Source organism: Pseudomonas sp. RHF3.3-3, assembly GCF_048069595.1.
Taxonomy (GTDB): domain Bacteria; phylum Pseudomonadota; class Gammaproteobacteria; order Pseudomonadales; family Pseudomonadaceae; genus Aquipseudomonas; species Aquipseudomonas fuscovaginae_B.
On the sequence record NZ_CP182250.1, the window covers coordinates 1,291,333 to 1,303,814 of the forward strand.

The 12,482-nt window shown below is 64.0% G+C and carries 12 protein-coding genes, 1 pseudogene and 1 riboswitch; of the genes and pseudogenes, 7 read left to right on the forward strand and 6 right to left on the reverse strand.

What is annotated here, in order from left to right:
- The first annotated feature begins 111 nt into the window (after positions 1 to 111).
- From ACMGT0_RS05850 to ACMGT0_RS05860, 3 genes are all read left to right on the forward strand, one after another.
- Positions 112 to 294, forward strand: a complete 183-nt coding sequence (locus ACMGT0_RS05850; RefSeq protein ID WP_416771828.1) for a CPXCG motif-containing cysteine-rich protein — start codon at positions 112 to 114, stop codon at positions 292 to 294.
- 14 nt (positions 295 to 308) lie between these two features.
- A complete protein-coding gene (locus ACMGT0_RS05855) occupies positions 309 to 569 on the forward strand; it encodes a putative signal transducing protein (RefSeq protein ID WP_054058560.1) in 261 nt (86 codons plus the stop codon).
- A 180-nt stretch (positions 570 to 749) separates the two neighbouring features.
- The gene (locus ACMGT0_RS05860) at positions 750 to 1,370 is read left to right on the forward strand and encodes an SOS response-associated peptidase (protein ID WP_054058553.1); all 621 of its coding nucleotides are present in this window, start codon (positions 750 to 752) and stop codon (positions 1,368 to 1,370) included.
- A 150-nt stretch (positions 1,371 to 1,520) separates the two neighbouring features.
- Here the strand turns inward: ACMGT0_RS05860 and ACMGT0_RS05865 are convergent, their stop codons facing one another.
- Both ACMGT0_RS05865 and ACMGT0_RS05870 read right to left on the reverse strand, forming a co-directional pair.
- Entirely contained in the window at positions 1,521 to 2,363 is an 843-nt protein-coding gene (locus tag ACMGT0_RS05865; RefSeq protein WP_416773424.1) for a methyl-accepting chemotaxis protein, read from the reverse strand.
- A 15-nt stretch (positions 2,364 to 2,378) separates the two neighbouring features.
- A pseudogene (locus tag ACMGT0_RS05870) lies at positions 2,379 to 3,893 on the reverse strand (HAMP domain-containing protein); the annotation flags it as partial.
- A 40-nt stretch (positions 3,894 to 3,933) separates the two neighbouring features.
- Between ACMGT0_RS05870 and ACMGT0_RS05875 the strand changes: the two are divergent.
- Positions 3,934 to 4,752 carry a M48 family metallopeptidase gene (locus ACMGT0_RS05875; RefSeq protein WP_054058555.1) on the forward strand — a complete coding sequence of 273 codons (819 nt, stop codon included), beginning with the start codon at positions 3,934 to 3,936 and terminating at the stop codon, positions 4,750 to 4,752.
- Between the two features lie 63 nt (positions 4,753 to 4,815).
- Here ACMGT0_RS05875 and ACMGT0_RS05880 read toward each other — a convergent pair whose 3' ends face one another.
- The 3 genes from ACMGT0_RS05880 to ACMGT0_RS05890 all read right to left on the reverse strand — a co-directional run bounded on the left by ACMGT0_RS05880 (position 4,816) and on the right by ACMGT0_RS05890 (position 7,647).
- A complete protein-coding gene (locus ACMGT0_RS05880; RefSeq protein WP_054058556.1) occupies positions 4,816 to 5,400 on the reverse strand; it encodes a TMEM165/GDT1 family protein in 585 nt (194 codons plus the stop codon).
- Between the two features lie 88 nt (positions 5,401 to 5,488).
- Positions 5,489 to 5,608: riboswitch (yybP-ykoY riboswitch) on the reverse strand.
- A gap of 41 nt (positions 5,609 to 5,649) precedes the next feature.
- The gene (locus ACMGT0_RS05885; RefSeq protein WP_054064163.1) at positions 5,650 to 6,648 is read right to left on the reverse strand and encodes a class I SAM-dependent methyltransferase; all 999 of its coding nucleotides are present in this window, start codon (positions 6,646 to 6,648) and stop codon (positions 5,650 to 5,652) included.
- Positions 6,649 to 6,681: 33 nt separating this feature from the next.
- The gene (locus ACMGT0_RS05890; protein ID WP_054064164.1) at positions 6,682 to 7,647 is read right to left on the reverse strand and encodes a 2-hydroxyacid dehydrogenase; all 966 of its coding nucleotides are present in this window, start codon (positions 7,645 to 7,647) and stop codon (positions 6,682 to 6,684) included.
- 255 nt (positions 7,648 to 7,902) lie between these two features.
- Here ACMGT0_RS05890 and ACMGT0_RS05895 point away from each other — a divergent pair, with 255 nt between their 5' ends.
- A complete protein-coding gene (locus tag ACMGT0_RS05895; protein WP_416773426.1) occupies positions 7,903 to 8,532 on the forward strand; it encodes a LysE family translocator in 630 nt (209 codons plus the stop codon).
- Here the strand turns inward: ACMGT0_RS05895 and ACMGT0_RS05900 are convergent.
- Positions 8,516 to 9,289: an AraC family transcriptional regulator gene (locus ACMGT0_RS05900; RefSeq protein WP_054061451.1), complete on the reverse strand. Its 774-nt coding sequence runs from the start codon at positions 9,287 to 9,289 to the stop codon at positions 8,516 to 8,518. The genes ACMGT0_RS05895 and ACMGT0_RS05900 overlap by 17 nt on opposite strands.
- 110 nt (positions 9,290 to 9,399) lie before the next feature.
- Here ACMGT0_RS05900 and ACMGT0_RS05905 point away from each other — a divergent pair, with 110 nt between their 5' ends.
- Positions 9,400 to 10,584, forward strand: coding sequence for an MFS transporter (locus tag ACMGT0_RS05905; protein ID WP_416771832.1), 1,185 nt, complete (start codon positions 9,400 to 9,402; stop codon positions 10,582 to 10,584).
- 148 nt (positions 10,585 to 10,732) lie between these two features.
- Complete coding sequence (locus ACMGT0_RS05910) at positions 10,733 to 12,415, forward strand: fatty acid--CoA ligase (RefSeq protein WP_416771834.1); 1,683 nt, start codon at positions 10,733 to 10,735, stop codon at positions 12,413 to 12,415.
- Positions 12,416 to 12,482: the final 67 nt, after the last annotated feature.

Sequence of the window (12,482 nt, forward strand, 5' to 3'; positions counted from 1 at the left end):
GAGGGTTGAGTGATAAATAACAAAGCCCGATTGGAAAAATAAGGCTCGGACAAAAATCAGCCTTGCAAATAGACCGGCAATTATACGCACAAGTCACCTTCGGAGGCCGCGATGCTGGAAACTGAGTACTACTCCTGTCCCTACTGTGGTGAAGAAACCGAGGCCTTGCTGGATCTTTCCGGTGGCGACCAGACCTATATCGAGGACTGCCCGGTGTGTTGTCGACCGATCGTGTTCACTCTGCAGACCGACGGTCACGAGTGGATGCTCGACGTTCACACGGAAAACGAGTGATTGGGGGCATCCCGATGCAGCGCATCTATGAGCCGGAAAACCTGATGGAGGGCGAGCTGCTGCTGGGCATGCTCGCCAGCGAAGGCGTGGAGGCGCACCTGGTCGGGCGCGACCTGCTGGGGGGCGTCGGCGAGTTGCCGGTGTTCGGCCTGCTGGCCCTGGCGGTGGAGGATGAGCAGGCGCAGTACGCACGCGAGTTGATCGCCGCGTACAATGCCGCACTGCCGCTGCCTGGCGATGAGCCGGAGCAGGTTGCCGGGGTGCTGCTTTGCTAGGCTGTGTACGAAATTGTTTGAAACGCAGGTTAGGCAAGGCAAAAACCGGCGAGGAAGCGGAGTTTACTGGAGTAAATGAGCATTCCGAGCCGGTTTTTAACGCTGCATAACCAAGTTTCAAGCGATTTCGTACATAGCCTAGCACCCTGATCGAGTTTACAGAACGAGTCGTATTGCCCCATGTGTGGACGTTTTGCCCTGTTTCGCTGGAACCCCGCCTTTGCAGCCTTGCCCGGTTTTCCCGCCGATCAGCAGGCGCAATGGAACATTTCGCCCAACGATTCGGTGCTGATCCTGCGTGCCAACGCCGGCCGGCGTGAACTGGCCAGGGCCCGCTGGGGGCTGACGCCGGCCTGGCTGACCGACCTGTCGCGCACGCCGGCCCATGCCCGGGCCGAAACCCTGGCCGAGCAGCCGATGTTCCGCCAGGCGTTTCGCGAGCGGCGTTGCCTGTTGCCGGCCAACGGTTTCTACGAGTGGCGCGGCACCCAGCGCAAGCGGCCGTACTGGCTGACACCGGCCGAGGGCTCCAGCCTGTTTTTTGCGGCGATCTGGGAGGCCTATCCGGTGCAGGAGCAGGTCTGGCTGAGTACGGCGGTGGTCACGCAATCGGCGGCCAGTCAGCGCCGACCGCTGATTCTCGATGAAGCGGGGCAGGCCGCCTGGTTGGCCGAGGACACCCCGCTGCATGTGTTGCAGGGGTTGCTGGCCAGCCCGCAGATGCCGTTGCGCGAGCGCCTGCTGGCCAACCTGGTGAATGATCCGAAGCTCAATGCGCCGGAGTGCCTGACGCCGGGTTGAGGCCCGGCAATGAGTTGGCTCCTGTCGGGGCCGGGCTGGGTGTTGAACCGGAAACCCTGTAGGAGCCGGGCTTGCCCGCGAAGCTTTTAGCGGCCTGGAGGTCCCTTTCGCGGGCAAGCCCGGCTCCTACAGGGGGTGGGCTTTTTCAGACTAGACCTTGAACTGATTGATCAGGCGCCGCTGCTGCTCCGCCAGCTTGGTCAGTTGCGCACTGGCCGTGCTCGACTCGTCGGCCCCGCCGGCCACCTCGTTCGCCACCTGGCCGATGTTGATCACGTTGCGGTTGATGTCGTCGGCCACCGCGCTCTGTTCCTCGGCCGCGCTGGCGATCTGGGTGTTCATGTCGTTGATCACCGACACCGCCTGGGTAATGGTTTCCAGCGCCTCGGCGGCCTTGGCCGCGTGCTGCACGCTTTCGTCGGTCTTGTGCTGGCTGTCCTCCATGACCCTGACCACTTCGCGGGTGCCCTGCTGCAACTGCTGGATCATCGACTGGATTTCTTCGGTGGCCTGCTGGGTCTTCTGGGCCAGGTTGCGCACCTCGTCGGCGACCACGGCAAAACCACGCCCCTGTTCGCCGGCGCGGGCCGCCTCGATCGCCGCGTTGAGCGCCAGCAGGTTGGTCTGCTCGGCAATGCCGCGAATGGCGGTGAGGATCGCGTTGATGTTCTCGCTGTCCTTGGCCAGGGTCTGCACCACGCCCACGGCGCGGCCGATTTCCACGGCCAGGTCGCCGATGGCGGCGGAGGTATCGCGCACGATGCGCATGCCATCGCTGGCGGCCATGTCCGCGTGGCTGGCGGCCTGTGCCGCCTGGGTGGCGTTGCGGGCCACGTCCTGGGCGGTGGCGGTCATTTCCTGCACGGCGGTGGCCACCTGATCGATCTCGGCCATTTGCTTGTGCACGCCCAGATTGGTGCGGATGGCGATGTCGGCCGTGTGTTCCGAGGAGTCGCTGACGCTCTGCACCGAGGTCACCACCTGGCTGATCATCGCCTGCAACTTGATCAGGAAGGTGTTGAAACCCTTGGCGATCGAGCCCAGTTCGTCGGCGCGGTCGCTGCTCAGGCGGCGGGTCAGGTCGCCTTCGCCCTGGGCGATATCGTCGAGCATCGCCACCATCTGCCGCAGTGGCCGGGCGATGCCGTGGCCGACCAGCCAGATCACCAGCAGGCCGAGCGCGGCGATGACCAGGCCGACCACCGCCATGCCGAACACGTCGGCCTTGCGCTGTTCGTCCAGTTCGTCCTGGAGTTTCTGCAGGTCGGCCATCACCGCGTTCAGCGGCAGTTGCATCATCAGGGTCCAGCGTGCATCGCTCTGGCCGATGCCGAAGGGCAGGTACAGCTCGATCAGCCCTTTGCTCTTGTCGACGTTGTAGGTCACCTCGCCGCGATTGAGCTTGCCCATGGTCGCGACTTTATCGGCATCGAGGATATCGCTGACCTTTTCGCCGAACTTGCTCGGGTCCTTGGTGTAGGCCACCAGGCGGCCGTTGGTACCGACCAGGGCCATGTTACCGGCGCCGTTGTACAGCTTCTGGTTGGCCGCCAGCAGCATGTCCTGGATGAAGTTCACCGACAGGTCGGCACCGACGATGCCCTGGAAGGCGCCGCCCAGCATGATCGGCTGGATGAAGGAGGCGAGCATCACCATCTTGTCGCCGACCTTGTAGGGCGCCGGGTCGATCACACAGGTCTTGCCGGTTTCCTTGGAGCACAGGTAGTACTCGCTCGCCCGCACGCCGGTGGACAGCAACTTCTGGTCGTCCACGTCCACCAGGGTCGAGAAGCCCAGGCTGCCGTCGTCGTTGCGGAACCACCAGGGCAGGAAACGCCCGTCCTTGGCCGCGCCGGCCTTGGCGTTGCCGGCATAGGCCGCGTCGTTGTGATCCAGGGCGTTCTTTTCCCAGGCGATATAGGCGCCGAGCACCTTGGGATTGCGCTCGACATTTTCCTTGATCAGGCTGATCAGCTGTTCGCGGCTGATGCTCAGGACCGGCTTGCCGTCGGCGTCCGGAGTGCCGATCAGGGCGTTGACATGCACCAGGCCGGAGGCGATCAGCAGAGGCGCCTCGAGCTCGCGCTGGATCTGGCTGACCTGGGTTCTGGCCAGGGCATTGAGACGTTGTTCGATGACTTGTTCGAACTGTTCCTGGGTACGTTGTTGCACCATGTCCTGGGTCTTGGCACCGGACACCAGGGCATAGATCACCAGGGCGGCGACCACGCTGAGAACGATGGCGCCGGCCAGGGCCGCGACGGAAAACTGAATCGACTTGAATTTCATGGAGGCTCCGGACGCGGTAGGTGACGTCTGTACGGTTATATCGGCAGGGCATCGGCCGGGCATTAGGGGGCGGGCAGGAAATGACTGTTTTGAGTGTGCCCATGTCGTAAATGAGTAAGTCCCCAGCTCTGATGGATCGCGCTGTGGCGCTGATCGTGAATTTTTTCCTACAAATGTTGAAGCTCGTCTGAAATCCAGGACTACAGATGCTTTGTATCTGGCGTCGATACACATCACCGCCTAGGATAGCCGGCAGTTTTCAGGGAGAGTGTTCATGACTAAACGATTGGTTTTGTGTGCGTTGACGACAGGGCTGCTGCTGGCCGGGTGCCAGGCGGTGAATACCACCAGTGGTGGTGCCGTGGGTGTCCAGCGCCAACAATATATGTTCAGCATGTTGTCGAGCCAGGAAGTCGATCAGATGTACGCCCAGTCGTATCAGAAGACGCTGGGTGAGGCGAAGGGGTCGGGGGTGCTGGACAAGACCAGCACCAATGCCAAGCGGGTTCAGGCCATCGCCAACCGGCTGATCGCCCAGGCGCCGACATTCCGTCCGGATTCGGCCCAGTGGCAGTGGGAAGTCAATCTGATCAAGAGCGATGAACTGAACGCCAACTGCGGCCCTGGCGGCAAGATCATCTTTTACAGCGGCCTGATCGACCAGCTCAAGCTGACCGACGACGAGATCGCCGCAGTGATGGGCCATGAAATCGCCCACGCCCTGCGGGAGCATGGGCGCGAAGCGATGTCCAAGGCCTACGGCCTGGAAATGGCCAAGCAGGGTGCGGGTGCCCTGTTCGGCCTGGGCAAGGACAGCCTGGCGTTGGCCGATACCGTGGCGAACTATGGCATGACCCTGCCCAACAGCCGCGAAAACGAAAACGAGGCCGACCTGATCGGTCTGGAACTGGCGGCTCGCGCCGGCTACAACCCGAATGCGGCTATCAGCCTGTGGAACAAGATGAGCAAGGCCTCTGAAGGCGCGCCGCCGGAGTTCATGAGCACTCACCCGGCGTCCAGCAGCCGGATCGCCTCGTTGCAGGCGGCCATTCCGAAGGTCATGCCGCTGTACCAGCAGGCCCGCAAGTCCTGAGGACCGCAGAGCCTGTCCATTGCCCACGGTGGCGGGGGCTGCCCCTCGCCACCGTGGTTCCCATCAGATCCAGCCGCTGCTCTGCAGTGCCTTGTACACCGCGACGAGCGCCAGGATGAAGAACGCCGAGGCGGCCAGGCGACGGATCAGGGTCAGCGGCAGCTTGTCGGCGGCGAAGTTGCCGGCCAGCACCACCGGCACGTTGGCAATCAGCATGCCCAGGGTGGTGCCGATGATCACCAGCCACAGTTCCGGGTACTGGGCCGCCAGCATGACCGTGGCGACCTGGGTCTTGTCGCCGATCTCCGCGAGGAAGAAGGCAATAAGCGTGGTCAGGAACGGGCCGAACCGGCGGCTGGTGCTGGCTTCGTCATCGTCCATCTTGTCCGGTACCAGGGTCCACAACGCGGTGGCGGTGAAGCTCGCGGCGAGAATCCAGTGCAGGACCGCATCCGAGAAGAAACTGCCGAACCAGGCGCCTACCGCACCGGCTGCGGCATGGTTGGCCAGGGTCGCGGCGACGATACCGGCGATGATCGGCCAGGGTTTGCGAAAACGAGCTGCCAGGATGAGCGCGAGCAATTGCGTCTTGTCGCCGATTTCGGCCAAGGCAACGATTGCGGTGGGAACGAGAAGGGAATCCAGCATCAGGTTTTCCTAAGGGGCGGGTCGACACGGCTATGACACGTACAGCCTTCCCGCCCCGGGTAAGGTGTACGTGTCATAGGTCTTGTCAAACCCCGGGCTCGTCTGTGCGAACCGTGGGTCGCATGCGCCATGGTCTGAGGACCAAGTATGTTGACGCATGCCGGACGAGCGTGGCGCTCGTGGGAGACTACTCCCCTAGGACGGAGCGGATTCTGCCTAGGCAAAACCCATTGCGCAAGCGTTTATTTTTCAGCGACGCCGGGCGCTGTAGATTCGGAAACCGTCGCCTTCGGCCTGGGTCACGCAGGGGCCCAGGTGTTCTTCGATCAGCGGCTGATAGCGTAGGAAGCTGTTGGCGACCAGGCGAAGTTCGCCGCCATTTTGCAGATGTTTACCGGCTTTTTTCAGCAGGTTCTCGCTGGCCTGATAGTCGGTGTGAACCCCGGTGTGGAACGGTGGATTGCTCAGGATCGTACTCAAACCGAGGGGGGCGGCCTCGATGCCGTCCCCGGTCAGCACTTCGCCTTCCAGACCGTTGGTCGCCAGGGTCAGGCGACTGCTGGCGGCGGCGAACGCATCGACGTCGAGCAGGATCACCTGGTTGTCCGGGTAGCGGCGTTTGACCACGGCCCCGAGCACGCCGGCACCGCAGCCGAAATCCAGCAGGGGGCCGCCAGGCAGATTGTCCAGGTGTTCGAGCAACAGGGCCGTGCCACGGTCGAGCCGGCCATGGCTGAACACACCCGGCAGGCTGACCACGGTCAGTGGGCCGTCCGTCAGGTCCAGCCGGTAATGCCTGGCCAGGCTTTCCAGCGGTTTGGCCTGCGGGGCCTCGGCGACGGTGACCTGCCACAGCTGGCAATGCCGCGCGCTGTCGAGCTTGCGCGGTTTGCCGAGTACCGACAGCTGTTTGGCCGCGCCTTCGATGCCGCCGCGTTTTTCGCCGACCAGGAACAGCTCGCCGCCAGGCAGCCGGGCGGCGACGGCATTGAGCAGGTAGTCGGCCAATTCGCGGGACTTGGGCAGGAACACCACGGCGGCGTCGAACGCCGCCTCGGGTGGGGTTACGCCAAAGTGGCTGCGTCCGGCGAAACGCGCGTCGAGCGCCGCCTGGTCACCGGCATGCCAGCACCAGCCGCGGGCATTGGGCAGGTGGCCGAGCAGGTCGTCGGCGGGCAGGCCCACCAGCAGCAGGTTGCCCTGGAAATATTCGGCCTGACGAAGCAGTACTTCACTGCGCGGATCCATGGTCTGCTCCCTGAAAAAAAGTCCGGCAGTCTATCAATTGACGACCCGCAGCGCTGCCCCGGCGAAAAAGCCCCGGGCGTTTTCCGCCAGTTGGCCGACGATGCGCTGCCGGGCTTCGCGGCTGCCCCAGGCGTTGTGCGGGGTGACGATCAGCCTCGGAATGTCGCCGGCCAGCAGCGGGTTGCCGGCGCTGGGCGGCTCGACGCTGAGCACGTCGGTCGCGGCACCGCCGAGATGACCGTTGCGCAGGGCATCGGCCAGCGCCTGCTCGTCGATCAGGCCGCCGCGGGCGGTATTCACCACGAAGGCGCCCGGCTTGAGCAGGGCCAGCTCGGTGGCGCCGATGAAGTGGCGGGTGTGTTCGTTCAACGGGCAGTGCAGGGTCAGGGCATCGACCTGTGGCAGCAATTGCGCCAGGGGGATGCGGTCGTCACGCTGCGGCCGGCCGGGAATCTGCCCCAGCAGCACGCGCATGCCGAAGGCTTCGGCCAGCCTGGCCACCGCTCCGCCCAGTTCGCCATGGCCGAGCAGGCCGAGGGTCTTGCCCTGCAACTCGACGATCGGGAAGTCCAGCAGGCAGAACTGCGTCGCCTGCTGCCAGCGGCCTTCGCCCACGGCCTTCTGGTAGTCGTTCAGACGGGTCGCCAGGGCCAGCAGCAACATCAGCGTGTGCTGGGCCACCGACGGCGTGCCATAGGCCTGGCAGTTGCTGACGGTGATCCCCTGTTTGCGGGCAGCCACCAGGTCGACGTTGTTGGTACCGGTGGCGGACACCAGGATCAGTTTCAGCTCGGGGCAGGCCGCCAGTGTCGCGGCATCCAGCGGCACCTTGTTGCTGATGGCGACGGTCGCGCCCTCCAGGTTTTCCAGCAGGTTCTGCGCCGTGGTCCGGCTGCACAGGCGCAATTCATCGAAGCAACTGCGCAGGGGGGCGAGGTCGAGATCGCCGAGGTCCAGGGACGGGTGATCGAGAAATACCGCGCGGCGAGGGTGGCTCATCAACTGTACCTTTTTTGCTGTCGGTTGAACGCGTAAGGTAGCCAGCCTAACAGATGACCTGCCCAGTGGCCTGTGTGGCTAAATTCGCATACCCCACTCCGGGCCCAGGGCTTCGCCAGACTGCGCTGCCACTCCTCGCCGTAGCCCTGCTACGACTCGTCATGGCGCCTTGTCTGGCAAACCCCTGGACCCGAACTTGAGTGTTCGAATTAACCGTACAGGCCACTCGTTACCGAGGAGTCCACCGACGTGTCCATGTACCTGACCGAATTCTTGACCGTTGCGCTGATCCACCTGCTGGCGGTGGCCAGTCCGGGGCCCGACTTTGCCGTGGTGGTAAGGGAAAGCGTGACCCACGGGCGCCGTGCCGGCACCTGGACCGCCCTGGGGGTCGGCAGCGCGATCTTCCTGCATGTCGGTTATTCGCTGCTGGGCATCGGCCTGATCGTGTCGCAGTCGATCGTGCTGTTCAACGTGCTGAAATGGCTGGCAGCAGCGTACCTGCTGTACATCGGCTTCAAGGCCCTTCGCGCCAGGCCGGCGGCAGCGGCCACCGAGGCGCTGGCCAGGGAGGCTGGCGAGCGCACGGCGCGTGGGGCCTACGTGGCGGGCTTCGTGACCAATGGCCTGAACCCGAAGGCGACGCTGTTCTTCCTGTCGTTGTTCACCGTGGTGATCAACCCCCATACCCCACTGGCGATCCAGGCCGGCTATGGCGTCTACCTGGCTGCCGCCACCGCGCTATGGTTCTGCCTGGTGGCGCGGCTGTTCAGCCAGCCGCGGGTTCGCGCCGGTTTCGCCCGCATGGGCCACTGGTTCGACCGGACCATGGGCGCGGTGCTGATCGCCATTGGCGTGAAGCTGGCGTTCAGCGAGATGCGTTGAGTGCGCTGAACTGGTTCAGATTGGCGACGTACTCCCGCGGATTCTCCCCGAGCAGGCGGCGAAACATCGAGCTGAATGCCCGGGCACTGCCGTAGCCACAGGCCTTGGCCACCTGCTGCACGCTGTCTCCGGCCAGCAGCCGGGGCAAGGCTTCCATCAGGCGCAACTGCTGGCGCCAGGTGTTGAAGTTCATCCCCAGTTGCTGCTGGAACAGCCGGGCCAGGGTCCGGGTGCTGGCCCCGACCTGCAGGGCCCAGTCCTCCAGGGTGTTGGGGTGGGTCGGGGTCTGCAGCAGGGCCAGGCAGATCCGCTGCAGCCGACGGTCGCTGGGCATGGGAATGTGCAGCGGCAGGTTTTCCAGGGTGGCGAGTTCCTCCAGCATGAGTTGCTGGATCAGCGGATTGCCGGCCTGTTTCGGCCCCTGCACCGCACGCATGATCAGTTCGCGCAGCAACGGGGTGACCGCCAGCACGCAGCAGCCCTGGAGGTTGGCCGGTGACAGCTCGGCAGCGACGAACAGCGAGCGCATGCGCACCTCGCCGCTCATGAAGATTTCGTGTTCCACCTGCGGTGGAATCCACACCGCCCGGGTCGGCGGTATGATCCAGGCCCCCTGGTCCGTCACCAGGCGCATCACGCCGCAGACCGCGTACAGCAACTGCGCTTCGGCATGCCGGTGCCGCTCCTGGTGAGCGCCATCGGGGTAGTCCCGCGGGTAGGCACTGACGGGGGCGTGGAGAAAATGGCTGATCAGCATGTGCGCCAGACTCACTCTGTCCGATTCGATGACTTATATGGCAGAAATGCGTTTTATTGCCAACCTAGCATAAGGCTCCCCCCCCCCCGACTTTCGTGAGGCGTGCCTTCATGCACCAAGCCAGAAACGTGATCCGTTACATCAATGCCGCCCATGTGATCGATCACATGTTCATGCTGATCTTTCCCGCCGCCGTGCTGGGTATGGGCGAGACCTTCGGCCTGGATTTTGCCGCGATGATCGGCCTGTCCCTTGGTGGTTTCATCGCTTTTGGCGCCTGTTCGCTGCCGGCCGGCTGGCTGGGCGATCGCTGGAGTCGACGCAGCATGATGCTGCTGTTCTTTTTCGGCATCGGCGCCGCGGCGGTGTTCACCGGCCTCACCCGCACGGCGCCGATGCTGACCCTGGGGCTGACGCTGATCGGCGTCTTCGCCGCGATCTATCACCCGGTCGGCACGGCGATGCTGGTCAGCTACGCACGCAACCGCGGCCGTGAAATCGGCATCAACGGCATGTGGGGCAACCTCGGCGTGGCATTCTCGGCGTTGATCACCGGTCTGCTGGTGGCGTACTTCGGCTGGCGCGCCGCATTCATCCTGCCCGGAGCGATCTCGATCCTGCTGGGCGTGGGCTTTGCCTTGCAGGTTCGCGAGGAGCCGATTCCGTTGACCGCCCACACCCGCCCCAAGGGTGAAAATGGCCGGCAGATCTCGATGGTCATGGTGTTCAGCGTGCTGGCGCTGGTCACCGCCACCGGTGGGGTGGTGTTCAACGCTACCACCATGACCTACCCGAAGCTGTTCCAGGAGCGCCTGCATGAGCTGTTCGCCTCGCCGCAGACTCTCGGCCTGGTGGTCAGCCTGGCCTATGCCTTCGGCGCGGTCGCGCAGTTGAGCATCGGCCGGGTGATCGACCGCGTCAGCCTCAAATGGCCCTTCGTGCTGCTGACGCTGTGCCAGGCGCCGCTGCTGTTCGGTCTGGCCCAGGTCGATGGCCTGTCGGTGCTGGTGCTGGGGGCGGCGCTGATGTTCGTGGTGTTCGGCCAGGTCACGGTGAACGACGCGATGGTTGCCAACTTCGTCGCGCCGCAGTGGCAGGCGCGGGTATTTGCCCTGCGCTACTGCCTGTCCTTCGGTGCCAGCGCCACGGCGATTCCGCTGATCGCCTACCTCGAGCCGCGCCAGGGATTGACCGGGCTGTACCTGGTCCTGGCCGGGTTCGCTGCCCTGACCTTCATCGCCGCACTGGTGTTTCCCAGGACCCCGGCACAGCTGCCGGCGGCGCAGGTGGCCTGAGGTTCGCGCTGTTTCGGCGTGAATAATGTCCCCTAGCCATTATTCGCGTCCGTCTGCAAATCATCCCTTTGGCTGATTTAGAGAGTGCGCGGCGCCTCTAGAGTGCCTATCTTTAGCCACGACCGTGCAGTCAGAGAAAGGGAACTCCATGTTGCAGACACGCGTAATTCCGCCCGCCGAAGGGGCTTATCGATACCCGCTGCTGATCAAGCGGCTGCTGATGTCCGGCAGCCGCTATGAAAAGACCCGCGAAATCGTCTACCGCGACAAGGTGCGCTACAGCTATCCGACCCTGGCCGAACGGGTCGCCCGCCTGGCCAACGTGCTGACACAGGCCGGGGTCAAGGCCGGCGACACCGTGGCGGTGATGGACTGGGACAGCCATCGCTACCTGGAGTGCATGTTCGCCATTCCGATGCTGGGTGCAGTGATCCACACGATCAACGTGCGTCTGTCGCCGGAGCAGATCCTCTACACCATGAACCACGCCGATGACCGCTTCGTGCTGGTCAACAGCGAGTTCGTCGGGTTGTACCAGGCGATCGCCGGGCAACTGACTACCGTGGAGAAGACCCTGCTGCTCACCGATACCGACGCGACCACGGCCGATCTGCCGAACCTGGTCGGCGAGTACGAGCAACTGCTGGCGGCGGCCAGTCCGGTCTACGATTTCCAGGACTTCGACGAGAACTCCGTCGCCACCACCTTCTACACCACCGGCACCACCGGCAACCCCAAGGGGGTGTACTTCAGCCATCGGCAACTGGTACTGCACACCATGGGCGTTGCGACGGTCATGGGCAGTGTCGACAGCGTGCGGCTGCTGGGCACCAACGACGTATACATGCCGATCACCCCGATGTTCCATGTGCACGCCTGGGGCCTGCCCTATGTGGCGACCATGCTCGGGCTCAAGCAGGTCTATCCCGGGCGCTACGATCCGGAGTACCTGGTGGAGTTGTGGCGCCGGGAGAAGGTCACCTTTTCCCACTGCGTGCCGACCATTCTGCAGATGGTGCTCAACGCCAAAGCCGCGCAGGGCGTCGATTTCAAGGGCTGGAAGATGGTCATCGGCGGCAGCGCATTGAATCGCACGCTGTACGAGACGGCCAAGAGCCGCGGCATCCAGTTGACGGCCGCCTACGGCATGTCGGAGACCGGGCCGCTGGTGTCCTGCGCCCACCTCAACGAGGAATTGATGGCCGGCAGCGAGGACGAGCGCACCACCTACCGGATCAAGGCCGGTGTGCCGGGGCCGCTGGTCGAGGCGGCGATCATCGACGATGACGGCAACTTCCTCCCCGCCGATGGCGAAAGCCAGGGTGAGCTGGTATTGCGTGCACCGTGGCTGAGCGAAGGCTACTTCAACGAGCCGGAGAAGGGCGCCCAGCTCTGGGCCGGGGGCTGGCAGCACACCGGCGATGTCGCGACCCTGGACAGCATGGGCGTGATCGACATCCGCGACCGGATCAAGGATGTGATCAAGACCGGCGGTGAATGGGTGTCGTCCCTGGCCCTGGAAGATCTGGTCAGCCGCCATCCGGGCGTCCGCGAAGTGGCGGTGGTGGGTATCGCCGATCCGCAATGGGGCGAGCGTCCGTTTGCCTTGCTGGTACTGCGCGAGGGCCATCAGCTCGATGCGCGGGAACTCAAGGAACATCTCAAGCCGTTCGTCGAGCTGGGCCACCTGAGCAAGTGGGCGATCCCAAGCCAGATCGCCGTTGTTACTGAAATTCCCAAGACCAGCGTCGGCAAGCTCGACAAGAAGCGTATCCGCCTCGATATCGTCGAATGGCAGGAGAGTAACAGCGCCTTCCTTTCCACCTTGTAATTCCTTCTCGCCACGCCCGTCCGGGCGTGGCAATCCCCGACCAAGCAAGCGCTTGCCTTGCCAAATG